General features: G+C 72.9%; 20 protein-coding genes. 11 read left to right on the top strand and 9 right to left on the bottom strand.

Features of this window, described 5'->3' with window-relative positions:
* Nucleotides 1-121 precede the first annotated feature (121 nt).
* Nucleotides 122-2,011, top strand: coding sequence for a propionate--CoA ligase (gene prpE, locus Z164_RS0113385; RefSeq protein ID WP_024891196.1), 1,890 nt, complete (start codon nucleotides 122-124; stop codon nucleotides 2,009-2,011).
* A 387-nt stretch (nucleotides 2,012-2,398) separates the two neighbouring features.
* Here prpE and Z164_RS0113380 read toward each other — a convergent pair whose 3' ends face one another.
* Nucleotides 2,399-3,619 carry a citrate synthase family protein gene (locus tag Z164_RS0113380; protein WP_024891195.1) on the bottom strand — a complete coding sequence of 407 codons (1,221 nt, stop codon included), beginning with the start codon at nucleotides 3,617-3,619 and terminating at the stop codon, nucleotides 2,399-2,401.
* 90 nt (nucleotides 3,620-3,709) lie between these two features.
* On the opposite strand from Z164_RS0113380, the gene prpB reads away from it, so the two are divergent.
* Entirely contained in the window at nucleotides 3,710-4,612 is a 903-nt protein-coding gene (gene prpB, locus Z164_RS0113375) for a methylisocitrate lyase (protein ID WP_024891194.1), read from the top strand.
* 118 nt (nucleotides 4,613-4,730) lie between these two features.
* Complete coding sequence (gene prpC, locus Z164_RS0113370; protein WP_024891193.1) at nucleotides 4,731-5,885, top strand: bifunctional 2-methylcitrate synthase/citrate synthase; 1,155 nt, start codon at nucleotides 4,731-4,733, stop codon at nucleotides 5,883-5,885.
* 177 nt (nucleotides 5,886-6,062) lie between these two features.
* Here the strand turns inward: prpC and Z164_RS0113365 are convergent, their stop codons facing one another.
* From Z164_RS0113365 to Z164_RS0113350, 4 genes are all read right to left on the bottom strand, one after another.
* Nucleotides 6,063-6,521: a cell wall hydrolase gene (locus Z164_RS0113365; RefSeq protein WP_024891192.1), complete on the bottom strand. Its 459-nt coding sequence runs from the start codon at nucleotides 6,519-6,521 to the stop codon at nucleotides 6,063-6,065.
* A gap of 355 nt (nucleotides 6,522-6,876) precedes the next feature.
* The gene (locus tag Z164_RS0113360; protein ID WP_024891191.1) at nucleotides 6,877-7,893 is read right to left on the bottom strand and encodes a zinc-binding alcohol dehydrogenase family protein; all 1,017 of its coding nucleotides are present in this window, start codon (nucleotides 7,891-7,893) and stop codon (nucleotides 6,877-6,879) included.
* Complete coding sequence (locus Z164_RS0113355; RefSeq protein WP_024891190.1) at nucleotides 7,890-8,942, bottom strand: aldo/keto reductase; 1,053 nt, start codon at nucleotides 8,940-8,942, stop codon at nucleotides 7,890-7,892. The genes Z164_RS0113360 and Z164_RS0113355 overlap by 4 nt, the downstream gene beginning before the upstream one ends.
* Before the next feature lie 30 nt (nucleotides 8,943-8,972).
* A complete protein-coding gene (locus tag Z164_RS0113350; protein ID WP_043690123.1) occupies nucleotides 8,973-10,196 on the bottom strand; it encodes an MFS transporter in 1,224 nt (407 codons plus the stop codon).
* A gap of 112 nt (nucleotides 10,197-10,308) precedes the next feature.
* On the opposite strand from Z164_RS0113350, the gene Z164_RS0113345 reads away from it, so the two are divergent.
* Nucleotides 10,309-11,238, top strand: coding sequence for a LysR family transcriptional regulator (locus Z164_RS0113345; protein WP_024891188.1), 930 nt, complete (start codon nucleotides 10,309-10,311; stop codon nucleotides 11,236-11,238).
* Nucleotides 11,239-11,247: 9 nt separating this feature from the next.
* Here the strand turns inward: Z164_RS0113345 and Z164_RS0113340 are convergent, their stop codons facing one another.
* A complete protein-coding gene (locus Z164_RS0113340; RefSeq protein WP_024891187.1) occupies nucleotides 11,248-12,087 on the bottom strand; it encodes a DODA-type extradiol aromatic ring-opening family dioxygenase in 840 nt (279 codons plus the stop codon).
* A gap of 125 nt (nucleotides 12,088-12,212) precedes the next feature.
* Between Z164_RS0113340 and Z164_RS0113335 the strand changes: the two genes are divergently transcribed.
* The 3 genes from Z164_RS0113335 (at nucleotide 12,213) to Z164_RS0113325 (ending at nucleotide 15,751) form a co-directional block, all read left to right on the top strand.
* Nucleotides 12,213-13,655, top strand: coding sequence for a bifunctional 2-methylcitrate dehydratase/aconitate hydratase (locus Z164_RS0113335; RefSeq protein ID WP_024891186.1), 1,443 nt, complete (start codon nucleotides 12,213-12,215; stop codon nucleotides 13,653-13,655).
* A gap of 183 nt (nucleotides 13,656-13,838) precedes the next feature.
* Nucleotides 13,839-14,993 (top strand): OmpA family protein, encoded by a 1,155-nt coding sequence (locus Z164_RS0113330; RefSeq protein ID WP_024891185.1) that lies wholly within the window; start codon nucleotides 13,839-13,841, stop codon nucleotides 14,991-14,993.
* A 218-nt stretch (nucleotides 14,994-15,211) separates the two neighbouring features.
* Nucleotides 15,212-15,751 carry a hypothetical protein gene (locus Z164_RS0113325; protein WP_024891184.1) on the top strand — a complete coding sequence of 180 codons (540 nt, stop codon included), beginning with the start codon at nucleotides 15,212-15,214 and terminating at the stop codon, nucleotides 15,749-15,751.
* 62 nt (nucleotides 15,752-15,813) lie between these two features.
* Here the strand turns inward: Z164_RS0113325 and kbl are convergent, their stop codons facing one another.
* The 3 genes from kbl to tdh form a co-directional block, all read right to left on the bottom strand.
* On the bottom strand, nucleotides 15,814-17,007 hold the full coding sequence (gene kbl / locus Z164_RS0113320) for a glycine C-acetyltransferase (protein ID WP_024891183.1): 1,194 nt from the start codon (nucleotides 17,005-17,007) through the stop codon (nucleotides 15,814-15,816).
* Nucleotides 17,008-17,040: 33 nt separating this feature from the next.
* On the bottom strand, nucleotides 17,041-18,111 hold the full coding sequence (locus Z164_RS0113315) for a hypothetical protein (protein WP_024891182.1): 1,071 nt from the start codon (nucleotides 18,109-18,111) through the stop codon (nucleotides 17,041-17,043).
* Nucleotides 18,112-18,388: 277 nt separating this feature from the next.
* On the bottom strand, nucleotides 18,389-19,411 hold the full coding sequence (tdh, locus tag Z164_RS0113310) for an L-threonine 3-dehydrogenase (RefSeq protein WP_024891181.1): 1,023 nt from the start codon (nucleotides 19,409-19,411) through the stop codon (nucleotides 18,389-18,391).
* Nucleotides 19,412-19,650: 239 nt separating this feature from the next.
* Between tdh and Z164_RS0113305 the strand changes: the two genes are divergently transcribed.
* Genes Z164_RS0113305 through Z164_RS0113290 form a run of 4 tightly spaced genes read left to right on the top strand, consistent with a single transcriptional unit; the run spans nucleotide 19,651 to nucleotide 24,743 of the window.
* On the top strand, nucleotides 19,651-21,732 hold the full coding sequence (locus tag Z164_RS0113305) for a S46 family peptidase (RefSeq protein ID WP_024891180.1): 2,082 nt from the start codon (nucleotides 19,651-19,653) through the stop codon (nucleotides 21,730-21,732).
* A gap of 60 nt (nucleotides 21,733-21,792) precedes the next feature.
* Nucleotides 21,793-22,440 (top strand): histidine phosphatase family protein, encoded by a 648-nt coding sequence (locus Z164_RS0113300; RefSeq protein ID WP_024891179.1) that lies wholly within the window; start codon nucleotides 21,793-21,795, stop codon nucleotides 22,438-22,440.
* A complete protein-coding gene (gene folC / locus Z164_RS0113295; protein WP_024891178.1) occupies nucleotides 22,437-23,765 on the top strand; it encodes a bifunctional tetrahydrofolate synthase/dihydrofolate synthase in 1,329 nt (442 codons plus the stop codon). Before Z164_RS0113300 ends, folC begins: the two co-directional genes overlap by 4 nt.
* A gap of 30 nt (nucleotides 23,766-23,795) precedes the next feature.
* Nucleotides 23,796-24,743: an SPOR domain-containing protein gene (locus Z164_RS0113290; protein WP_024891177.1), complete on the top strand. Its 948-nt coding sequence runs from the start codon at nucleotides 23,796-23,798 to the stop codon at nucleotides 24,741-24,743.
* Nucleotides 24,744-24,777: the final 34 nt, after the last annotated feature.

Raw genomic sequence — 24,777 nt, 5'->3', positions numbered from 1 at the left:
CGAGGCGGGGGATTGGAACGCGTTCCATCCCCGTTCGCGCTTTCCGGGCTACGACCAAGGTCGCAGGGGCGGCGCGCGGGCCCGGCGCTATGCTCGGATGCGGTTCCTCGGAGGCGGCCGCATGAGTACCTACGAAGAGGTCTACCGGCGCTCGATCGAGCAGCCGGAGGCGTTCTGGGCGGAGGAGGCCCGCGCCATCCACTGGCACCGCCCGCCGGAGCGGATCCTCGACGACTCCAACCCGCCGTTGCGCAAGTGGTTCGTCGGCGGCGAGACCAATCTCTGCTACAACGCCGTCGATCGTCACCTGCAGGCGCGCGGCGACCAGCTCGCGCTGGTGGCCGTGTCCACCGAGACCGGCGCGACGCGCGAGATCACCTACCGTCAGCTGCATCGCGAGGTGAACGCCTTCGCCGCCGCACTGCTGCGGCTGGACGTGGGGCGCGGCGACCGCGTGGTGATCTACATGCCGAACATGGCCGAGGCGGTGTTCGCAATGCTGGCCTGCGCGCGCATCGGCGCGATCCACTCGGTGGTGTTCGGCGGCTTCGCCGCGCACAACCTCGCGCTGCGCATCGACGACGCCGAGCCGAAGCTGCTGGTCTGCGCCGATGCCGGCAGCCGCGGTGGCCGGATCATTCCGTACAAGCCGCTGGTCGACGAGGCCTGCGCGCGGGCGAAGTCGCCGCCGCCGCACGTATTGATCGTCTCGCGCGGGCTCGACCCGGCCGAGCCGCGCGTGGCCGGGCGCGACGTCGACTACGCCGAGCTGCGCGCGCAGACGGGCGAGGCCGAGGTACCGGTGGCCTGGCTGGAGTCCAACGAGCCCAGCTACCTGCTCTATACCTCCGGCACCACCGGCAAGCCGAAGGGCGTGCAGCGCGACGTCGGCGGCTACGCGGTGGCGATGGCGCAGTCCATGCGCACCATCTTCGACTGCGCGCCCGGCCAGGTCATGTTCTCGACCTCCGACGTCGGCTGGGCGGTGGGCCATTCCTACAACGTCTACGGGCCGCTGATCGGCGGCTGTACCTCGCTGCTGTACGAGGGGCTGCCGGTGAACCCGGATCCGGGCATCTGGTGGTCGCTGTGCGAGCGCTACGGCGTGGGCACGTTGTTCTCCTCCCCCACCGCGATCCGCGTGCTGAAGAAGCACGACGTGTCCTACCTGCGCGAGCGCGACCTGTCGAAGCTGGAATACCTGTTTCTGGCCGGGGAGCCGCTCGACGAGCCCACCGCGCGGTGGATCTCCGCTGCGCTGGGCAAGCCGGTGATCGACAACTATTGGCAGACCGAGACCGGCTGGCCCGCGCTGACGCTGATGCCGGGGCTGGACATGAAGCCGGTGCGGTTCGGCTCGCCCGGCTTCCCCAACCTGGGCTACCGGATGAAGGTGGTGCGCGAGGGCAGCGGCGAGACCGTCGGCCCGAACGAGAAGGGCGTGCTGGTGATCGAACCGCCGTTGCCGCCGGGCTGCATGAGCACGATCTGGCGCGACGACCGGCGCTTCCTCGACAGCTACTTCTCGCATTTCAACGAACTGCTCTACAGCTCGCTGGACTGGGCGGTGCGCGACGAGGACGGCTACACCTTCATCCTCGGCCGCACCGACGACGTCATCAACGTCGCCGGCCACCGGCTCGGCACGCGCGAGATCGAGGAGGCGGTGTCGTCGTGCCCGGCGGTCGCCGAGGCCGCGGTGGTCGGCGTGGCCGACGAGTTGAAGGGACAGGTGCCGATCGTGTTCGCCACCCTGCGCGATCCCGGGGCCGACGCCGCGGCACGCGAGCAGGCCGCGCGCGACATGCAGCGCGCGGTGGACGCCTCGCTGGGCGCGGTGGCGCGGCCCGCGCGCGTGCACGTGGTGGGCGCGCTGCCCAAGACCCGCTCGGGCAAGCTGCTGCGGCGCTCATTGCAGGCGCTCGCCGAAGGCCGGGATCCGGGCGACCTGTCCACGCTGGACGACCCCGGCGCGCTGGATGAGATCCGGCGCGCGCTGGTGGCGCGCTAGGTCGTATCGATTTCAGCGTGGGAAAGCCCCTGCCTCTCACCGCGAGCGGGGGCCATCCTGTTTTTTCCTTCCCCCGCGAGCGGGGAGCACGCTGTTTTCCCTTCCCCCGCAAGCGGGGAGCACGCTGTTTTCCCTTCCCCGCAAGCGGGGAGCACTTTGTTTTTCCTTCCCCCGCGAGCGGGGGAAGGTGCCGAAGGCGGATGGGGGCACGCGAGAAGGAACGGCATGGGCCCACTTGCGGGAGAAGGGATGGCATGCACCCGCTGCGGGAGAAGGGACGATGTGGTCCCGCCTGTGGAGAAGCGATGGCTTCGGCTGCATTCGGCTGCAGGTCGAATGTCGATACGCCTTAGGTACGCGCTCGCGCTTCCGGAACGCCCGTCGCGTCTATGGCGCCTGGCCGGGGGCGATGCCGGTGTAGCGCGCGCGCGGCCGGATCAGCCGGCCCAGCGCCTGCTGCTCCAGCGCGTGCGCCAGCCAGCCGGTGAGCCGGCCGGCCGCGAACAGCACCAGCGCCGGCGGTGCCGGCAACGCGTGGGCATGGCAGATCGCGGCCAGCATGAAGTCGATGTTGGGGCGCTCGCCGCTGACCTCCTCGGCGGCGGCGACGATCGCGTCGAGTTCTGCGAGCGCCGGCGCGCCATCGCAGGCCGCGCGCAGGCGCGCCAGCAGTTCCGCCGCGCGCGGATCGCCGTCGGGATACAGCGCGTGGCCGAAGCCGGGCAGGTCGTCGCCGCGCCGCCAGCGCTCGGCGATGGCGGCCCGCGCGTCGCCTTCGCGCGCCTGCGCGATCAGCGCGTAGGCGCGCGCGGTGGCGCCGCCGTGGCGCGGCCCGGACAGCGCGGCCAGCCCGGCGCAGGCGGTGGCGTGCAGGTGCGCGCCGGTGGAGGCGACCACGCGCGCGGCGAAGGCGGAGACGTTGAGTTCGTGGTCGGCGCACAGCACCAGCGCCGCGCGCACGAGATCGGCGAAGGCGGCGTCGCCGGGGCGCCAGGCCGCGGCCAGTTGCCGGTGCACCGGGCCGGGCGCCGGCGCGGCCGCCACCAGCAGCGCCGCGGTCTGCCGCAGCAGCGCGGCCGCGGTCCGGTGGCGCGCGCGCGGCGCGGCGCTGAAGGAGCGCGGGGCGTCGAGCGCCAGCAGCGGCAGCGCGGCCATCGCGCGCTCCAGCGGCGGCAGCGCGGCATCGTTGGCCAGCGCCGCGACCCGGGGCGGCCAGCCGGTCTCCGCCGGATCGGCGAAGGGATCGTCGGCGCCGCAATCCCACAACAGCCGGGCGGCGTCTTCCAGCGTGGCCCCGGCGCGTACCGCCGCGACCGCCGAGCGGCCGCGGTAGTAGGGGCTGTCGGGGCGGATCAGCGAGATCCGCGTCTCCAGCACCGGCAGTCCGCGGTCCAGGCTCTGCGCCGCCCCGCGCGCCGCGCCGCGGCCGCTGCGCTGGCGCTGCGCCAGCCGCTCCACCTCCTGGCGCAGGTAGCCGCGGCTGCGGTGGTCGGCGCCGGGTCGCGAGCGCAGCAGGCCGCGGCTGACGTAGGCGTACAGCGTCGCCCGGCTGATTCCCAGCAGGGCGCAGGCCTGGCGGGCGGTGAGGAGGTCGGCATCGGCGCTCATGCCGACAGATTGATCGATCCGATCAAGATTGATCAACGGGTACGGCGGTGCCAGATTGTCGGCCCGCACGCCATCCTCCAAGGAGTCCCGATGAGCCCGCAACACGCCGGCGCCCCCGCCAGCCCGGGCGCGAGGTTCCGCGCCGCCCTCGCCGAGGAATCGCCGCTGCAGGTGATCGGCGCGATCAACGCCAACCACGCGCTGCTCGCGCGCCGCGCCGGCTTCCGCGCGATCTACCTGTCCGGCGGCGGCGTGGCGGCCGGTTCGCTGGGCCTGCCGGACCTGGGGATCAACACCCTGGAGGACGTGCTGATCGACGTGCGCCGCATCACCGACGTCTGCGACCTGCCGCTGCTGGTCGACATCGACACCGGCTTCGGCCCCAGCGCGTTCAACATCGAGCGCACGGTGAAGTCGCTGATCAAGGCCGGCGCCGCCGCCTGCCACATCGAGGACCAGGTCGGCGCCAAGCGCTGCGGCCACCGGCCCGGCAAGGAGATCGTGCCGCAGGACGAGATGGTCGACCGGGTCAAGGCCGCCGCCGACGCCAGGACCGATCCGGCCTTCTTCCTGATCGCGCGCACCGACGCGATCGCGGTGGACGGTGTGGACGCCGCGATCGAGCGCGCGATCGCCTGCGTGGAGGCCGGCGCCGACGGCATCTTCGCCGAGGCCGCCTACGACCTGGACACCTACCGCCGCTTCGTCGATGCGGTGAAGGTGCCGGTGCTGGCCAACATCACCGAGTTCGGCGCCACCCCGCTGTTCGCCCGCGACGAGCTGGCGCAGGCGGGCGTGGCGATCCAGCTGTTCCCGCTGTCGGCCTTCCGCGCCGCCAACAAGGCCGCCGAGGCGGTCTACGAGGCGGTGCGCCGCGACGGCACCCAGCGCGCGGTGCTGGATACCATGCAGACCCGCGAGGAGCTGTACGAGCGCATCGGCTACCACGCCTTCGAGCAGCGCCTGGATGCGCTGTTCGCATCGAAGAAATGACGCGCCACGGGGATTTTCCGCGGATGAGCGCGGGCATAGCGAAACCGACGATCGAAGTTCTCAATCCGTGCCGATCCGCGCAGATCCGCGGCCGGCACGCTCTTGAAGGAGCGAGCAGATGAGCCAGACCACCGCCCCGGCGTTCAAGCCGAAGAAATCCGTCGCGTTGAGCGGCACCGCGGCCGGCAACACCGCGCTGTGTACCGTGGGGCGCAGCGGCAACGACCTGCACTACCGCGGCTACGACATCCTCGACATCGCCACCACCAGCGAGTTCGAGGAGATCGCCTACCTGCTGGTGCACGGCAAGCTGCCCACCGCGGCCGAGCTGCGCGGCTACAAGGCCAAGCTGAAATCGCTGCGCGGGGTGCCGGCCGCGGTCAAGGCGGTGCTGGAGCAACTGCCGCCGTCGGCGCACCCGATGGACGTCATGCGCACCGGCGTGTCGGCGCTGGGCTGCCTGCAGCCGGAGAAGGACGACCACAACCATCCCGGCGCGCGCGACATCGCCGACAAGCTGATGGCCTCGCTCGGCTCGATGCTGCTGTACTGGTACCACTTCAGCCACAACGGCCGGCGCATCGAGGTGGAGACCGACGACGATTCGATCGGCGGCCACTTCCTACGCCTGCTGCACGGCACCGAGCCGCGCGAGAGCTGGGTGCGCGCGATGCACACCTCGCTGATCCTCTACGCCGAGCACGAGTTCAACGCCTCCACCTTCGCCGCGCGCGTGATCGCCGGTACCGGCAGCGACCTGTATTCCTGCATCGCCGGCGCGATCGGCGCGCTGCGCGGGCCCAAGCACGGCGGCGCCAACGAGGTCGCCTTCGAGGTGCAGAAGCGCTACGACACGCCGGACGAGGCGGAAGCCGACATCCGCGCGCGGGTGGAGCGCAAGGAAGTGGTGATCGGCTTCGGCCACCCGGTCTACACCACCGGCGATCCGCGCAACCAGGTCATCAAGGAGGTCGCGCGCCAGCTGTCGGTGGAGCAGGGCAGCACCAAGATGTACGACATCGCCGAACGTCTGGAGACGGTGATGTGGGACATCAAGAAGATGTTTCCCAACCTCGACTGGTTCAGCGCGGTCAGCTACCACATGATGGGCGTGCCGACGGCGATGTTCACCCCGCTGTTCGTGATCGCGCGCACCTCCGGCTGGAGCGCGCACGTGATCGAGCAGCGCATCGACGGCAAGATCATCCGCCCGAGCGCCAATTACACCGGTCCCGAGAACCTCGAGTTCGTGCCGATCGACCGGCGCGGCTGACCGGCGTGGCCCGTCCGCGCCGGCGGACGGGCCGCTTCTCGATCGCGACGCGGCCGGACTGGGCGTCGAGGACGCGCAGCGCCCAGAAGCGAACGGAAGGTCGGATGCGCGTCGGAATCGGCGAAGGCCAGTCGGGGCCGTCTTCCACGCGCGCGTGCGGCGTGCCGCCGCCGGCGATCAGGAGCCGCGCGGGGTCAGCGTCTGCACGCGCAGGAAGGTGTGGTCGCCGATCTGCGCCACCTGGTAGGCGTTGCGCCAGCTCGGGCTGGCGATGCCGTGGGCCATGAAATGGCTCGCGCCCGGCACGATCTCGGTGCGCTCGCCGGGCGGCAGCGCCCAGTTGCGCTCGGATTCCAGCGCGATCGTGACCGCCTGCGACCACGCCTCGACGTTGCTCAGCCGCGTGCGCGGCGACACGATGGTCGGCGCGAACTGGTTGCGCGCGGTCACCACTTCGCACATCGAACGGCCCCACAGGCCGCTGTCCTGGCGGCGCAGGGCGACCTCGGCGACGGCCTTCTGGCCGCGCTCGGACTGGTTGCGGGCCTCCAGGTACACGGTGGTGCTCAGGCACAGCGAGTCGGCGGCGGGCTGGGGAAGGATCGAGGCCAGCCAAAGGATCCAGCTCAGTTGCATGTTCGGTCCTTGCTCCGTTGCGCCGGGCTCGCGGCATCGTCGCCTGGGGCGAGGACGGCGCGACGGACCGGCATGGCGATAGGCACGTCCGGCATCGGCGCCGGGACGCTCGCGAGGGATTCGCGACAAGGGCAGCGGCTCTGCGGCGCGCTTTGTGCCCGGGACCGGGCCGCCGAACGCGGCCCGGACCGGTTTCCGGGGAGGGCCCCCCGGAAGGTGCGCGCACGTTAAGGGCGCCTGTCCAAACCCATCCTGAATGGGATTCGCGCCGATCCTTGCCCTGTTCAGCCGGGTGCGGTAAGCGCCGAAGCCGCTCGCCGGGCCGCTCCGGCGCCGCCGGCGCGCGTGCGCGCTGCTACCAGCCGGCGGCCACGAGCTTGCCGATCGTGCGCCCGGACTCCAGGCGCCGGTGCGCCTCGCGCAGCGTCCCGGCGCCGATCGGCGAGAGCGTCTCGGTCCAGGTGCCGCGCAGCCGGCCGGCGTCGATCAGGTCCGCCACGCGCGCCAGGATGCGCCCCTGCGCATCCATGTCCGCGGTCCGGAAGCGCGGGCGCGCGAACATCATTTCCCAATGGATGCCGATGCACTTGGCCTTGTAGGGATCGCCGATCCTGAGCGCGCCGGCCGGCTCCACGATCAGGCCGAGGTGGCCCTGCGGCGCCAGCAGTTCGCCCAGTTCGTCCCAGTAGCGGTCGGTGTCGGCGAGGTTGATCGCGGCCTCCACGGCAGCCAGGCCCAGCGCCCGCAACTGCGGCGCCAGCGGCTGGCGGTGGTCGACGACATGGTCGGCGCCCAGTTCGCGGCACCAGGCGACGGTCTCCTCGCGCGAGGCGGTGGCGACCACCGTGAAGCCGGCGAGCTTCGCCAGCTGGATCGCGACCGAGCCGACGCCGCCGGCGCCGCCGATGGCCAGCAGCGTCTTGCCGGCGCCGCCGCCGTCGAAGGCGTAGGGCATGCGTTCGAACAGCAGTTCCCAGGCGGTGATCGCGGTCAGCGGCAGCGCCGCGGCCTGGGCGAAGTCCAGCGATTGCGGCTTGCGCGCGACCAGCCGCTCGTCCACCAGTTGGAACTGCGCGTTGCTGCCCGGGCGCGAGACGTCGCCGGCGTAGTACACCGCGTCGCCGACGGCGAAGCCGCGCACCTGCGCGCCGATCGCCTCGACGACGCCGGCCGCGTCGTAGCCGAGCACGCGATGCGCCGCGCCATCGGGCAGCGGCGCGCGGCGCAGCTTGGTATCGACCGGGTTGACCGAGACCGCGTCCACGCGCACGCGCAGATCGCGCGGACCGGGCTCGGGCAGGTCGAGTTCGATCTCGACCAGCGCCTCGGGATCGTCGATGGGCAGCGGGCGGGTCATGGCGATGGCTTTCATGCGGATTCCTCGTAGCGGGGGACGGGGGCGGGGCTGCGTTCGGCGAACTGCCCGTTCCAGTAAGGGTAGTAGGGATACGGCGGCGCGACGGCGCTCGCCGCATCCAGCCGCGCGACCTGCGCAGGATCCAGCGACCAGCCGACGGCGCCGAGGTTCTCGCGCAACTGCGCCTCGTTGCGCGCGCCGACCAGCACGGTGGAGACGGTGGGCCGCTGCAGCAGCCAGTTCAGCGCGACCTGCGGCACGCTGCGCCCGGTCTCGGCGGCGACCGCGTCGAGCGCATCGACCACGCGGTACAGCCGCGCGTCCTCCACCGGCGGCGCGAAGCCGGCGGTCTCGTGCAGGCGGCTGCCGGCCGGCAGCGGCCGGTCGCGGCGGATCCTGCCGGTCAGCCGGCCCCAGCCCAGCGGGCTCCACACCACCGCGCCCAGGCCCTGGTCCAGGGCCAGCGGCATCAGTTCCCATTCGTAGTCGCGGCCGATCAGCGAGTAGTAGGCCTGGTGCGCCACGTAGCGGCTCCAGCCGTGGCGGTCGGCGGCGGCCAGCGACTTCATCAGTTGCCAGCCGGAGTAGTTCGACGCGCCCAGGTAGCGCACCTTGCCGGCGCGGACCAGGCCGTCCAGCGTCGACAGCGTCTCCTCCACCGGCGTGCGCGCATCGAAGGCATGCAGCTGCAGCAGGTCGAGGTAATCGGTGCCGAGCCGGCGCAGGCTGTCCTCGACCGCGCGCAACAGGTGGAAGCGCGAGCTGCCGACGGCGTTGGCATCCTCGCCCAGGCGCAGGCCGACCTTGGTCGACAGCAGCACGCGGTCGCGGCGCCCGCGCACGGCGCGGCCGAGTACCTCTTCCGAGGCGCCGTCGGAGTAGACGTCGGCGGTGTCGAAGAAATTGACCCCGGCGTCGAGGCAGATGTCGATCAGCCGGGTCGCTTCGTCGGGGCCGGTGTCGCCCCAGGCGCCGAACAGGGGGCCGCGGCCGCCGAAGGTGCCGACGCCGAAGCCGAGGGCGGGAACCCTGAGGCCCGAGGCGCCCAGGAAACGCATGTCCATGGTGGGTCTTCCGGTTGGGAGGGAACGGGATCAGCAGGCGTCGGGCAGGGCTGCCGGCGTGGCTTCGCGGCCGGCCAGGCGGATCGCGGCGATCGCCAGCGTGAGCCCGGCCAGGGTGGCCGCGGCGCCGGCGGGCGCGGTCGCGGCCAGGCCGCCGCCGCGCGCCAGGACCAGCCCGCCGAGCCAGGCGCCGAGCGCGTTGCCGAGGTTGAAGGCGCCGATGTTGAGGCTGGAGGCCAGCGTGCGGCCGGCGTCGCCGGCCTGCCGCAGCACCCACAGCTGCATCGGCGACACGGTGGCGAACGCGGCCACGCCCAGCAGGCCGGTGCACAGCACCATCGCCGGCGCCGAGTGCATCGCCAGGCCGAGCGTGCCGATGACCGCGGCCAGTGCGCCCAGGGTGATCGGCAGCGACGCGGCCGGGCGGCGGTCGGCGAGCCGGCCGCCGAGCAGGTTGCCGGCGATCATGCCCACGCCGAACACCAGCAGCACCGGAGACACCGCCGCTTCCGACAGTCCGGTCACCCGCAGCAGGATCGGCTGGATGAAGGTGTACACGGTGAACACCCCGGCGAAACCCAGCACCGTCATCGACAGGCCGAGCAGTACCTGCGGGCGTGCGACCGCCGCGATCTGCTGGGCCGTGCGCAGCGGCGCCGGGCGCGCTCGCTCGGCCGGCACCAGCGCGGCGATCACCGCGGTGGCCAGCACCCCCAGCGCGGCCACCGCCCAGAACGTGGCGCGCCAGCCCGCCTGCAGGCCGAGCCAGGCACCGGCGGGCACCCCGAGCAGGGTGGCCACGGTCAGGCCGGCGAACATGAGCGAGATCGCCGACGCCTGGCGCTCGCGCGGCACCAGCCCGGTCGCGACCACCGCGCCCACGCCGAAGAAGGTGCCGTGGGCCAGCGCGGTGACCACCCGCGCGGCCATCAGGCCGCCGTAGCCGGGCGCCAGCGCGCAGGCGAGGTTGCCCAGCGTGAACACCACCATCAGCCCGACCAGTACCGCCTTGCGCGGCAGCCGCGCGGTGGCGAGCGTGAGCAGCGGCGCGCCGACGAACACGCCCAGCGCGTAGCCGGAGATCAGCAGCCCGGCCGCGGGCAGGCTGACCCGCAGGTCGGCCGCCACCTGGGTCAGCAGGCCCATGATCACGAACTCGGTGGTGCCGATGCCGAACGCGCCGGCGGTCAAGGCGTACAGCGCCAGCGGCAGGCGGTGGGAAGCGGCGGGCGGGGCGGGGAGGGGCGGGCGCATGCGTGGGCCGGAACGGGAGAAGGCGGCCAGTCTGGCGGGCGCCGCGATGCCGAAACAGGCGTAGAATCGCCAATCACTTTCAATGGAATATTGAAGATCGCATGGGGCGGACATGGACCGGATAGGCGACGTCGCGCTGTTCCTGCGCACGCTCGACCTGGGCTCCATCAGCGCTGCCGCGCGCAGCCTGGACCTGTCGCCGGCGGTGGCCAGCCAGCGGCTGAAGCGGCTCGAGCGCGAACTGGGCGTGCGCCTGCTGCACCGGACCACGCGCCGCATGCACCCGACCCCGGAAGGTTCGCTGCTGGCCGCGCAGGGACGCGCGCTGATCGACGAGTTCGACAGCCTGGCCGCCAGCCTGCGCGGCAGCGGCGGTGCCGGCGGCGTGTCCGGGGTGTTGCGGATGACCGCCTCGGCCTCGTTCGGCCGCCAGTACATCTCGCCGCTGCTGCCGGACTTCCTCGCGGCCCATCCGGCGCTGCGGATCAGCCTGGACCTCGACGACCGCGTGGTGGATCTGGTCGGCGGCGGCTACGACCTGGCCATCCGCATCGGTGCGCTGCCGGATTCCTCGCTGGTCGCGCGGCCGCTGGCGCGCAACCGCTACGTGCTGTGCGCCTCGCCCGACTACCTCGCCCGGCGCGGCACCCCGCGCACGCCGGCCGATCTCGCTGCGCACGACGGCGTACTGCTGTTCGGCAACCGGGGACGCCACGACGTGTGGCGGCTGCTGGACGCGCAGGGCCGCGAGACCGCGGTGCGGATGCAGGCGCGCTTCGAGAGCAACCTGGGCGAGGCGTTGCGCGATGCGGCGCTGTCCGGCCTCGGGATCGCCCAGCACTCGCTGTGGCACGTGCACGAGGACCTGCGCGCCGGCCGCCTGCGCGCGGTGCTGCCGGACTACCGCATCGCCGAGACCGCCATCCACGCGGTGATGCCGCAGCGGCGGCTGGTGCCGCCGCGGGTGGATGCGCTGTTGGCGTTCCTCGCCGCGCGGCTCGGCGATCCGCCGCCGTGGGAGGCCGGGATGGAAGCGGCGTAGACCGCGCGCCTACCGGGCCGGCGGTGGATCGTCGTGGAAGGCGAAGGCGTCCAGCGCCAGCGAACCGAACTCGTGCGAGCGGTGCAGCGTCTCCACCCGCGGCGCGTCGCCCGCAGCGCCCAGCGCCACGAACAGCGGCAACAGGTGTTCCACGGTGGGGTGCGCGCGGTGCGCCTCGGGCGCGCGCTGCGCCCAGTCGAGCAGCGCCGGCAGGTCGCCGGCCTCCAGCCGCGCGCGCATCCAGCCGGCGAAGGCGCTCGCCCAGGCCGGCATCGGCGCGTCGCGGTCGGTCCACACCAGGTCGCCGAGGTTGTGCACGAAGCCGCCGGAGCCGATCACCAGCACGCCGTCGTCGCGCAGCCCGCCGAGCGCGCGGCCCAGCGCGAAGTGCGCCGCGGCATCGGCGCGCGGGTTCACCGACACCGGCACCACCGGGACGTCCGCATCCGGATACATGCGCCGCAGCGGCACCCAGACGCCGTGGTCCAGGCCCTGGTCCGGCCACGGCGCGGCGGCGATGCCGGCCTCGCGCAGGCGGCGGACCGCCGCCTCCGCCAGCGCCGGCGCGCCGGGGGCCGGGTAGCGGATGCGGAACAGCGCGTCCGGGAAGCGGCCGAAATCGTGGATCGTCGCCGGCGCGCCCGCCGCCCCGACCAGGAACGGCGCGGCGGTGAAGTGCGCCGAGGCGACCAGGATCGCGCTCGGACGCGGCAGCCGCGCGCCGAGCCCGTCGAGGAACCGCCCGGCGGGCGAGTCCTCCACCGCCAGCATCGGCGAGCCGTGGGACAGGAACAGCGCGGGCGGGCGCGGCGCGGATGCGGCGGGCGAGGGCGTCGGGACGATGTGCATGCGCCCACCATGGCCCCAGGCGCCGGGCGGGCCAAGCCGTACCGGCGAACCGCAGCGTTGCAGTCCGGCGCGTCCGGTGCCGGCAGCCTTTAGAGTGTGGGGTCCCGAGGCAAGCGAGAATCTGCATGACGCACGGTTCCGATCCCCGTTCCGCGGCCCGGCCCGCGCCCGACGCGCCCCTGGTCGCCATCGCCGACTACGTGCTCGATGCCCGCATCGAGTCCGCGGAGGCCTACGACACCGCGCGGCTGATGGTGTTCGACTCGCTGGCCTGCGCGCTGATGGCGCTGGCGTTCCCCGAATGCGCCCGGCACCTGGGGCCGCTGGTGCCGGGCGGCGAGATTCCCGGCGGCGCCCGCGTGCCCGGCACCCGCTTCGAGCTCGATCCCGCGCAGGCCGCGTTCAACATCGGCACCCTGATCCGCTGGCTCGACTACAACGACACCTGGCTGGCGGCGGAGTGGGGACACCCGTCCGACAACCTCGGCGCGATCCTCGCCGTCGCCGACTGGCGCGCACGCCGCGAAGGCCGGCCGATGGCGATGCGCGAGGTGCTCGAATGGGCGATCAAGGCGCACGAGATCCAGGGCGTCTACGCGCTGCGCAACGCCTTCAACCGGGTCGGCCTGGACCACGTGATCCTGGTCCGGCTGGCCTCGACCGCGGTGGCCACCGCCATGCTGGGCGGCGGCCGCGACGAGATCGTCGCGGCGGTCTCGCACGCCTGGGTCGACAACGGCGCCCTGCGCACCTACCGCCACGCCCCCAACACCGGGCCGCGCAAGAGCTGGGCCGCGGGCGACGCCTGCCGCCGCGCGGTCGTCCTCGCGCTCGATGCCGCGCGCAAGCGCGAGGTGGGTTGCCCCAGCGCGCTCAGCGCGCCCGGCTGGGGCTTCTACGACGTCGCCTTCGGCGGGCGCGCGTTCGAGTTCGAACGGCCGTTCGGCAGCTACGTGATGGAGAACATCCTGTTCAAGATCAGCTACCCCGCGGAATTCCATGCCCAGACCGCGGTCGAGTGCGCCCTGCGCCTGCACCCGCAGGTGCGCGACCGCCTGGGCGAAATCGCGCGCATCGAGATCGAGACCCAGGAAGCGGGCGCGCGGATCATCGACAAGACCGGGCCGCTGGCCAACTACGCCGATCGCGACCACTGCCTGCAGTACATGGTCGCGGTGCCGCTGATCTTCGGCCGCCTGACCGCCGAGGACTACGGCGACGAGGTGGCCGCCGATCCGCGCATCGACGCGCTGCGCGCCCGGATGCGGGTCCGCGAGAATCCGGCCTTCACCCGCGACTACCTCGACCCGGACAAGCGCGCGATCGCCAACGCGGTGGAGGTGGTCTTCGCCGACGGCAGCTCGACCGGCCGGGTCGAGGTCGCCTATCCCGTGGGCCACCGCCGGCGCCGCGCCGAGGGCGTGCCGCTGCTGCTGGCCAAGTGCGAAACCGCGTTGCGCGCGCACCTGCCGCCGGCGCAGGCGGAGCGGATCCTGGCGCTGGCCGCCGACCCCGACCGCTTCGACGAGACCCCGCTGGACGCGTTCATGGCCCTTTATCGTCCCTGACTGGGGGGGCAGGGTCAGGGCTTGCCCCACGTTGGCACCCTTCAACTGTTATGCTAGCGTTAACGGGGCCTTCACAGGGCTGACTCTAGGCTACGCCGGCGATGATCGCCTCACGCGGTCACGACCGACAACGAACAATTCAGTGCAGTCCCGCTTTCCCCCTTGATCAAGGAGCTGAACCAAATGAAGAAGAAACTCCTCTGCGCCGCGCTGTTGGGCGGCCTGGGCCTGGCGCACGCCGCCAGTGCGCAGGAGTTCGACGATCGCTGGTACCTGACCGGTTCGGTGGGCTACAACTTCCAGGACGACGACCGTCGCACCTCGGACGCCCCCTTCGGGACCATCGGCCTGGGCAAGTTCATCAGCCCCAACTGGTCGGTCGACGGCGAGCTGAACTACCAGAACCCGAACTTCCGTAGCGCCAACGACGTGACGGGTTCCAACCCGAACCTGAACTGGAGCCAGTACGGTATCTCGTTCGACTTCCGCTACCACTGGCTCTCGGAAGGCCGTTCCTGGAACCCCTATGCGCTGTTCGGCATCGGCTACCAGCGCAGCGAGGAAGAGTACGACAACTTCCCGAACGCGGACTCCCCCGGCGAGAACAAGGACGGCAACTTCGCCGCCAAGATCGGCCTGGGCATCCAGAGCACCTTCGCCAACCGCGTCGCGGTCCGTACCGAGGTCGCGCTGCGCGGCGACTTCAACGACGACAGCTATGCGGCCAACGGTTCGCAGGACTGGGCCGGCTACCCGCACAACCAGTCGGAGAGCTACTTCACCGACCTGCTGGCTTCGGTCGGCGTCGTGATTCCGCTGGGCCCGCCGCCGGTTGCTCCGGTCGCCCCGCCGCCGCCGCCGCCGGTCGACACCTGCGCCGATCGCGATAGCGATGGCGACGGCGTGAACGACTGCGACGACCGCTGCCCGAACACCGCCGCCGGCACCACCGTCGGTCCGGACGGCTGCCCGGTCCCGGTCACCATCGACCTGCGCGGCGTCAACTTCGACTTCGACAAGTCGACCCTGCGTCCGGACGCCGTGGCGATCCTGAACGAGGCCATCGAGATCCTGCGCCGCTACCCCGACCTGCGCGTCGAAGTGGCCGGCCACACCGACTCGGTCGGTACCGATGCCTACAACCAGGGTCTGTCGGAGCGCCGTGCGCGCGCCGTGTACGACTACATCACCAGCAACGGCATCGATGCCAGCCGCCTGGTGGGTCCGGTCGGCTACGGCGAGAGCCGCCCGATCGCGCCGAACACCAACCCGGATGGCTCGGACAATCCGGAAGGCCGCGCGCGCAACCGCCGCACCGAGCTGAACGTCCAGAACTAAGGACGTCGGTTCGCGCAACACCAGAAAGCCCGGCCTCGCGCCGGGCTTTCTGTTTTCCGCGGGTGCGGTCGCCGCGATGCCGCGGCGGACCCGGAAAAGTGCTAGCGTGGGCCGGGCGTCGCGCGGGTCATGCTGAATGCGTGGCTTTGTGAAACAACGACTTGCGGCGCTTATTTAAAGCGCATACACTCCTTCGCACTTTCGCCGGGGATCTCACCATGCACAAGGCCATCGCCACGTTGCTGCTCGCGGCAACGCCCGTCCTGTCCCATGCCTCCGATTGCTCGATCGGCCAGACCGCCGCCGCGGCGCCGTTGCAGCCGACCGTGCTGACCGCGATCTCGCCCGAACTGATCGCCCCGGTCTACCGCCCCGGCGCGCAGGGCGGCGTGCTGTCGCCGGCCTTCGACGAAACGCAGTCGCTGGAACAGGTGGTCCTGCGCATGCGCCTGGAAGGCTGCAGCCAACTGGCCAGCGCGATGCCCGCGCCGGCCGCGATCGATCCCAACGATCCGTCCGTCTACAAGCCGCAGACGGAGTTCGACAACACCCCGTGGCGGTTCGACATGCAGCAGGGCGGCAAGATGATGACCGCCGACGAGTTCGACGCCTGGATGAAGGCCCGCGGCGTACGCGTGGCCCGTGGCGCGCCGAAGCCGGCGACGCCGGCGCTCGACATCGAGGGCGTGCCCGCGGCGACGGCGACCGGCGAAGCCGCCGGCACGTCCGGCGCGGCGGCGTCCGCCTCTCCGGACTGAGGCCGGCATCGCGCCGAGTGGACGAGGAGCCCGCGCGAGCGGGCTCTCTCGCGTTCTGGCGCTCAGCCGGCGATCACGCCCAGCTCGCGGCCGATGCGGGTGAAGGCATCGATCGCGCGGTCGAGATGCGCGCGGGTGTGCGCGGCGCTGATCTGGGTGCGGATGCGCGCCTGCCCCTGGGGGACCACCGGGAAGAAGAAGCCGATCGCGTAGATGCCTTCCTCCAGCAGCCGCTCGGCGAAGCGCTGCGCCAGCGGCGCGTCGTAGAGCATGACCGGCGAGATCGGGTGGTCGCCCGGCTTGAGGTCGAAGCCCGCCGCGGTCATGCGCTCGCGGAAGTAGCGCGTGTTCTCGCGCAGCCGCTCGCGCAGTGCGTCGGCGGCGTCGAGCATCTCGAAGGCCTTGATGCCGGCGGCCACCACGTGCGGCGGCAGCGAGTTGGAGAACAGGTACGGGCGCGAGCGCTGCCGCAGCAGCTCGATCACCTCGGCCCTGGCGGTGGTGAAGCCGCCCAGGGCGCCGCCCATGGCCTTGCCCAGGGTGCCGGTGAAGATGTCGATCCTGTCGAGCACGCCGCGGGCCTCGGCCGAGCCGCGACCGGTCGCGCCGATGAAGCCGGTGGCATGGCATTCGTCGATGTGCACCAGCGCGTCGTACTTCGCCGCCAGCGCGACGATCTCGTCGAGCGGGGCGACGAAGCCGTCCATCGAGAACACGCCGTCGGTGGTGATCAGGATCGTGCGCGCCCCGTCCGCGCGCGCCTGCCGCAACTGCGCCTCCAGGTCGGCCATGTCGCAATTGGCGTAGCGGTAGCGGCGGGCCTTGCACAGGCGCACGCCGTCAATGATCGAGGCGTGGTTGAGCGCATCGCTGACGATCGCGTCCTCTTCGCCCAGCAGCGGCTCGAACAGGCCGCCGTTGGCGTCGAAGCAGGCGGCGTAGAGGATGGTGTCCTCGGTGCCGAAGAAGTCCGCGATGGTCCTTTCCAGGCGCTTGTGCAGATCCTGGGTGCCGCAGATGAAGCGCACCGAGGCCAGGCCGAAGCCGTGGCTGTCGAGCGCGTCCTTCGCCGCGGCGATCAGGTCGGGGTGGTCGGCCAGGCCGAGGTAGTTGTTGGCGCAGAAGTTCAGCACGGTGCGGCCGTCGGCCAGCGTGATCTCGGCCGACTGCGGGCTGGTGATGATGCGTTCGGACTTGAACAGTCCGGCCTCGCGGATCTCGTCGAGGGTCGCGGCGTAGCGCTGGGTGAGGGACATGAGCGGGGTTCGGCGGTTCGGGAGGGGCACAGTCTATCCATCGCGCTCCGCGGCGTCGCCGGACGCGCGCGGCGGCGGCGCGGCGACGGCGGCATCGAGCCAGCGCCGCCAGGCCGCATCCAGCGCCGCCACCGTCGTGGGCAGGCCGTAGCGCGCGCCGCGTGCGGACAGCCAGCCGGCCATGTCGCCGCCGGCGGCGGCGAAGGTGGCGATGTCGCCGAACACGGCCGGGTCGCCGCTGGCCTCGATCAGGAAATCGGCCACGCCGCGGGCCTGGGCGTAGAAGCCGCCGGCCTCCTGCGACAGGCGCTGCGCGTCCTCCCCGGAGATCACGCGGATGCCGCCGCCGGCTGCGGACGGGCGCAGCTCGGCCAGGCGCGCGGCGAGCGGATGGTCGGCGGCGAAGAACGCCTCCAGCGGCAGCAGGCGCGCGCGTTCGCCGGGTTCGGCGAGCCGGCGCCGGCGGGCGTCGGCCATGTCCTCGGATTCCATCAGCACCGCGGCGGTCTCGTCCAGCCAGTCCTGCGCGGGGCCGCCGTAGTGCGCCGCGCCGCTCGTGCCGGCGGCGTCGGGCCAGAACGCGTGGATCAGCAGCGCGTGGCCGATCTCGTGGCGCAGCGCGCTGCGGTCGGTGGCCTGCAGCGCCGGCGCACGGCGCAGCGCCGCTTCCAGCAGCGCGGCGATCTCGGCCTCGGAGGCCTGCGGCCGCTGCGCGCGCAACTGGCGCTCGATCCCCAGCCGCTGGAGTTCGCGCCGTTCGGACGCGTCCAGCCAGGGCAGCTGCCAGGCCGCGCCGGCATCGCGCAGGATCTGCGCCGCTGCGGGCGCGAGGACGAACCCGGCGCCGCCGGCGATCACCGCACCGCGCGGAGGCGGGCGCGAGAAGCGGCGGCGGAAATCCTCGCCGGTCCGGAGCGCGTCCTCGGCGATCCGCGCGGCGCTGCCGGCGTCGTGGGCGTAGAACCAGCCCGCCTCGCTGGCGACGCAGGCGAGTTCCGCGGCGGGGGCGGGCAGCGTGGGGCAGGGTGCGGGCTCGGCCGCGGACGCGGCCGTGGCGGCGAGCGAAAGCAGGAGGCGAAGCAGCGACAGCGGGCGCGACGGCATGCGGATTCTCCGGGACGGACTCCCGAAGGGATGCCGCCGGGGGCGGTGGCGTCGCAGCGCCCGCGCGGTCCTTCCCCCGCGAGCGGGGCGCATCTTGTTTTTCCCTTCCCGCGGGAGAAGGAACAACATGGTCCCGCTTGCGGGAGAAGGGACGGCATGCGTCCCGCTTGCGGGAGAAGGAACGACATGCCCCCGCTTGCGGGAGAAGGGACGGCATGGGGTCCGCTTGCGGGAGAAGGAACGGTTTCGACGCTGCAGTTCGAACGTCGAGACGCCGCTAGTGCCAGTCGAGCACGACCTTGCCCGACTTACCCGATTCCATCAGGTCGAAGCCCTTCTGGAATTCGTCGGCCGGCAATTGATGGCTCAGCACCTTGCCCAGCGGAAAGCCCGACAGCACGAGCTGGGTCATCTTGTACCAGGTCTCGTACATCTTGCGGCCGTAGATGCCCTGCACGGTCAGGCCCTTGAAGATGATGCGGTCCCAGTCGATGCCCGCGCCCTTGGGCAGGATGCCCAGCAGGGCGACCTTGCCGCCGTGGTACATGCAGTCGAGCATGTCGTTGAAGGCGCGCGGGTTGCCGCTCATCTCCAGGCCGACGTCGAAGCCTTCCAGGTGCAGGTCGGCCATCACGTCCCGCAGCGAGGCGTTGGCGACGTTGACCACGCGGGTGGCGCCCATGTCGGCGGCCAGCTTCAGGCGGTAGTCGTTGACGTCGGTGACCACCACGTTGCGCGCGCCCACGTGCTTGCAGATGCCCGCCGCCATCACCCCGATCGGGCCGGCGCCGGTGATCAGCACGTCCTCGCCGACCACGTCGAACTCCAGCGCGCAGTGCGCGGCGTTGCCGTAGGGGTCGAAGAACGCCGCCAGCTCCGAGGGGATCTGGTCGGGGATCGGCCACAGGTTGGTGGCCGGCATGACGATGTACTCGGCGAAAGCGCCGTCGCGGTTGACGCCGATGCCGCGGGTGTTCGGGCACAGGTGCTGGCGGCCGGCGCGGCAGTTGCGGCAGTGGCCGCAGACGATGTGCCCCTCCGCCGAGACGCGCTGGCCGAGGCTGTAGCCGGCCACGCCCGGGCCGATCTCGGCGATGCGCCCGACGAATTCGTGGCCGATGACCAGCCCGGGCTCGATCGTGCGCTGGCTCCACTCGTCCCACAGGTAGATGTGCAGGTCGGTACCGCAGATGGCGGCCTTCTCGACCCGGATCAGGACCTCGTTGGGGCCGGGCGAGGGCACCGGCACCTCTTCCATCCAGATGCCCTTGGCGGCCTCGCGCTTGACCAATGCGCGCATGGTGGTGGGTCGCCGGGCGGTCTCGGCCATGGAAAAGGTTCCGGTGGGCAAAAAGGAGGCGCGATTATAGGGCAGCGCCCCGGCCGCCCCGTGCTGCGCTGCGGTCGCCCGCCGGCGCGGGCTGGGTAGACTTGCGGTCCCCCGCCGACAGGAGACCGCCCCGGATGACCCGCCGCCCGATCGCCGCGCTGCTCGCGCTCGCCGCCGCCGCCCCGGCCCTGGCCCAGGCCGCGGAGGGCATGTGGGTCCCGCAGCAACTGGCGGAGATCGCGCAGCCGTTGCGGGACGCGGGGCTGCGCCTGCCGCCGGAGCGGCTGGCCGATCTGACCGGCGATCCGATGGGCGCGGTGGTCTCGCTCGGCGGCTGCACCGCGAGCTTCGTCTCCCCGCAGGGCCTGGTGGTCACCAACCATCATTGCGCCTACGGCGCCATCCAGCTCAATTCGACGCCCGAGAACAACCTGATGCGCGACGGCTTCAACGCCGGCGGGCGCGCCGGCGAGCTCGCCGCCGGCCCCAACGCGCGCATCTACGTGCTCGATTCCATCCGCGACGTCACCGCCGAGGTGCAGCGCGCCATCGCCGCCGCGCCGGACGCGATCGGGCGCGCGCGCGCCTTCGAGGCGATCGAGAAGCGGCTGGTGGCCAGTTGCGAGTTCCAGCCCGGCTACCGCTGCCGCCTGTACGCCTTCGAGGGCGGCGGCGCCTACCGCCTGTTCCGCAACCTCGAGATCCGCGACGTGCGCCTGGTCTACGCGCCGCCGGGCGGGGTCGGCAACTTCGGCGGCGAAGTGGACAACTGGATGTGGCCGCGGCACACCGGCGACTTCGCCTTCTATCGCGCCTACGTCGGCCCGGACGGCCGCCCGGCCGACCGCGCCGACGAGAACGTGCCCTACCGGCCGCGGCACTGGCTGCGCTTCGCCAGCGAGCCGCTGCGCGAGGGCGACTTCGTGATGGCGGCCGGCTACCCCGGCAGCACGAACCGCTACGCGATCGCCGCGGAGTTCGAGCAGACCGCGGGCTGGATGTACCCGACGCTGTCGGCGCACTACAAGCGGCTGCTGGCGCTGGTGGAGGAGGCGGGGCGCGAGAATCCCGAGATCGCGGTGCGCTACGCCAGCACGGTCGGCGGCTGGAAGAACGCCTCCAAGAACTACGACGGCCAGCTGGAGGGTTTCGCCCGCATCGGCGCCGCCGCGCGCAAGCGCGAGGAAGAGGCGGCCGTGCTGGCCTGGCTGCGCGAGCAGGGCGAGGCCGGCGCGCCGGCGCTCGAGGCCCACGCCGAGCTGGTGCGCAGCGCCGCGGCCGCCGACGCCACCCGCGACCGCGACCTGGTCACCGGCCAGCTGCACCGCCTGGGCACGATCGGCGTGGCGATGACGCTCTACCGCAACGCGATCGAGCGCAGCAATCCGGACGCCGATCGCGAGCCGGGCTACCAGGAGCGCGACCAGGCCACCATCGAAGGCGCGCTGCAGCAGATGGAGCGCCGCTACCACCCGGACATGGACCGCATCCTGCAGCGCTACTGGTTCGCCGAGTACGCCAAGCTGCCGCCCGACCAGCGCGACCCGGCCATCGACCAGTGGCTGGGTGGCGACGACGCGGCGGCGGTGGAACGCGCGCTGGACCGCCTGGCCGGCACCCGGCTGGGCCAGCTGGAGGAGCGCATGCGCTGGCTGACCGCCGACCGCGACGCCTTCGAGCGCAGCGACGATCCCGCGATCCGGTACGCGGTGGCGGTGACGCCGTCGATGCTGCGGCAGGACATCGAGCGCAAGGCGCGCGGCGGCGACCTGCTGCGCGCGCGGCCGCTGTACCTGGGCGCGGTCGCGGGCTACCGGCACAGCCTGGGCCAGGCGGTGTACCCGGACGCAAACGCGTCGCTGCGCATCACCTTCGGCCGGGTGACCGGCTACACCAAGCTCGACGGCAGCGAGCAGGCGCCCTTCACCCGGCTGGAGGAGGTGGCCGCCAAGGCCACCGGGCAGGAGCCCTTCGACGCGCCGCAGGCGCTGCTCGACGCGGTCGCGGCCAAGCGCTACGGCGGGCTGGCCGATCGCCGGCTGCGTACGGTGCCGGTGAACTTCCTGTCCGACCTGGACGTCACCGGCGGCAATTCCGGCTCGCCGGTGCTCGATGCCCACGGCCGCCTGACCGGGCTGCTGTTCGACATGAACTGGGAGTCGGTCAGTTCCAACTGGGTGTTCGACCCGGCGATGACGCGGACCATCTCGGTCGATCAGCGCTACCTGCGCTGGATCATGCAGGAGGTGTATCCCGCGCCCGACCTGTTGCAGGAACTGGACCTGCCGTAGGCGCCGCGGTGCGCGCCCGGCTCTGCTAACCTGCTGCGCCCCCGACGAGACGCGACGCGCATGAGAATCCTGCTGGCCCGGCACGGCGAAACCCCGTGGAACGCGGAAGGCCGCTACCAGGGGCAGGAAGACATCGCGCTGTCGCCGGTCGGCATCGCCCAGGCCGAGGCGCTGGGCGAGCGCCTGCGCGACACGCGCATCGACCGCGCCGTGGCCTCGCCGCTGCAGCGCGCCCGCCGTACCGCCGAGCTGGCGCTGGGCCCCGGGCGGGCGGCGCTGCTGACCTTGGACGAGGGCCTGCGCGAGATCGGCCACGGCAGCTGGGAAGGCCTGCTGGCCAGCGAGATCCGCCAGCGGCATCCGGAACTGCTGCAGGCCTGGCGCGAGGCGCCGGACACGGTGCTGATGCCCGACGGCGGCGAATCGCTGCAGCACGTGGCCGATCGCGCCTGGCCGGCGCTGGAGCGCGCGATGGACGGGCTCGGCGACGACGACACCCTGCTGGTGGTGGCCCACGACGCGGTCAACCGGGTGATCCTGTGCCGCGTGCTGGGCATCCCGCTGTCGCGGCTGTGGACCTTCCGCCAGGCGCCGACCACGCTCAACCTGCTGGAGGGCGGCAGCCCCGGAACGCTGGAAGTGGTGCGCCTCAACGACTGCGCGCACCACACCCCGCTGTTCGGCGAGGCCGTGCACCGCGCGCTGTGAGCGCACGCCGCACGCTGCCGGAATGGCTGGCCGAGCTGGAGCGGCGCCATCCGGCCGGGATCGCGCTCGGCCTGGACCGGGTCGGCGCGGTGCGCGCGCGGCTGGGCATCGGCGCGCCGGCCCGGCGCACGGTGGTGGTCGGCGGCACCAACGGCAAGGGCTCGACGGTGGCGTTCCTGGAGGCGATCGGACGCGCGCAGGGCTGGCGGGTCGGCGCCTACACCTCGCCGCACCTGCTGCGCTACAACGAGCGCGTGCGCCTGGACGGCGTCGAGGCCGGCGACGACGCCCTGGTCGAAGCCTTCGAGGCGGTCGAGGCCGCGCGTGGCGACGTCGCGCTGACCTACTTCGAGACCGGCACCCTGGCCGCACTGTGGCTGTTCGCGCGCGCCGGGCTCGACCTCGCGGTGCTGGAGGTCGGCCTGGGGGGGCGCCTGGACGCGGTGAACCTGGTCGATGCCGACGTGGCGGCGATCACCACCGTGGATCTCGACCACCAGGACTGGCTGGGCGCCGATCGCGAGGCGATCGGGCGCGAGAAGGCCGGCATCGCGCGGGCCTGGCGACCGCTGGTGATCGGCGACGAGGACCCGCCCTCCAGCGTGCTCGGCCACGCCTATCGGATCGGCGCCTCGGCGATCCGCTACGGCAGCGATTTCTTCGCCGAGCCGGTCGACGAGGGCCGGTGGCGCTGGCGCGAACTGGCCTTCGAGCTGGACCTGCCGCGCCCGCATCTGGCCGGGTCGGTGCAGTTGCGCAACGCGGCCGTCGCGATCGCCGCGCTGCGCGCGCTGCCCGAGGATCCCGCGCCGGAGGCCATCGCCGCCGGCGTCGCCGCCGCGCGCCTGCCGGGGCGGCTGCAGCGTTTCGACGCGGACGGGGTGGAGGTGCTGGTGGACGTGGGCCACAACCCGCAGGCCGCGCGCGCGCTGGCCGCCGCGCTGGCCGAGCGGCCCGCGGCCGGACGCACGATCGCGCTCTACGCGGCGCTGGCCGACAAGGACGCCGCCGGCGTGGTCGCCGCGCTGGCGGGCGCGGTGGACGACTGGCGGCTGGCCGGCCTGGAGGACGCGGGCCCGCGCGGGCGCGACGCCGACGCCCTGGCCGCGGCGCTGGCCGGCACCGCCGCCGCCGGCGCCCCGCGCCACGCCAGCGTGGCCGGGGCCCTGGCCGCGGCGCTGCGCACGGCCCGCCCGGGCGACCGGGTGCTGGCGTTCGGGTCCTTCCACACCGCCGCGGCGGCGCTGGCGGCGCTCGGCGCCGGCGCGCGGGACGCAGCGTCCGTCAGCGCGTCCTCAGGAGCCGGCCGCGGCGGGCGCGTATAATTTCCGCCGCCCTCGTTTCGCGAGACGTCGATGGATCCCGGACTGAAACAGCGCCTGATCGGCGCGGCCGTGCTGATCGCGCTGGCGGTGATCTTCCTGCCGATGCTGGTCAAGGGGCCGGCGCCCGACAGCGGCGTGTCCGATCTGCCGCTGGATCTGCCGGAGGCCCCCCGCGGCGAGATGGTGACCCGCGACCTGCCGCTGATCGCGCCGCCGCCGGCGCCCGCCGACGGCGGCGTGCTGGAGGCCCGGCGCCGCGCCGGCGCCGCGCCCGCCCCGGCAGCGGCCCCCGCCGCGGACGGCGGGCTGCCCACCGTCGACACCGCCGCCGCGCGCGCGCAGACCGCCGGCACCGCCCCCGCGCTGCCGGCCACCGCCGCCGGCGGCGCCTACGCGGTGCACTTCGGCAGCTACGGCAACAGCGTCGATGCCGAGACCGTGGTCAATCGCCTGCGCGCCGAGGATCTGCCCGCCGAGAGCGCGCGGGCCACGGTGTCCGGCAAGACCGTGTGGCGCGTGCGCATCGGTCCCTATGCCAGCCGCGCCGATGCCGAAGCCGTGCGGGTGGCCGCCTCCCGCATAGGCACCAACGACGCCCGGGTGATCGCGCTCGATGCAGCGCCGGCCGCCGCCACCGCGCCGGCCGCGTCGCGTCCGCCGCGGCAGCAGGCGCCGGCACCGGCGTCGCCCGCCCCGCCGCCCGCGAAGCCCGCACCCGCGCCCGTGCCCGCCGCGGCGGCCGGCGCCGGCTTCGTGGTCCAGCTCGGCGCCTTCAGCAACGCCGCCGACGCCGAGGCGCTGCGCGAGCGCGTGCGCGCGGCCGGCATCGGCGCGTTCACCGATACCGTGCAGACCGAGCGCGGCCGGCTGACCCGGGTCAAGGCCGGTCCGGTGCTCGACCGCGCCGAGGCCGAGCGGCTGCGCGCGCAGATCCGGGGCAAGACCGGCGTCGACGGACTGGTACGCAGCCATCCCTGAGGGCCCGGCGTCCGCGCCGGCCCGTTCCGCCCGC

The sequence above is a fragment of the Luteimonas huabeiensis HB2 genome (genome assembly GCF_000559025.1).
Taxonomy (GTDB): domain Bacteria; phylum Pseudomonadota; class Gammaproteobacteria; order Xanthomonadales; family Xanthomonadaceae; genus Luteimonas; species Luteimonas huabeiensis.
Note: the sequence above shows the minus strand (reverse complement) of the source record. Positions and strands in the feature narration are given on the sequence as shown.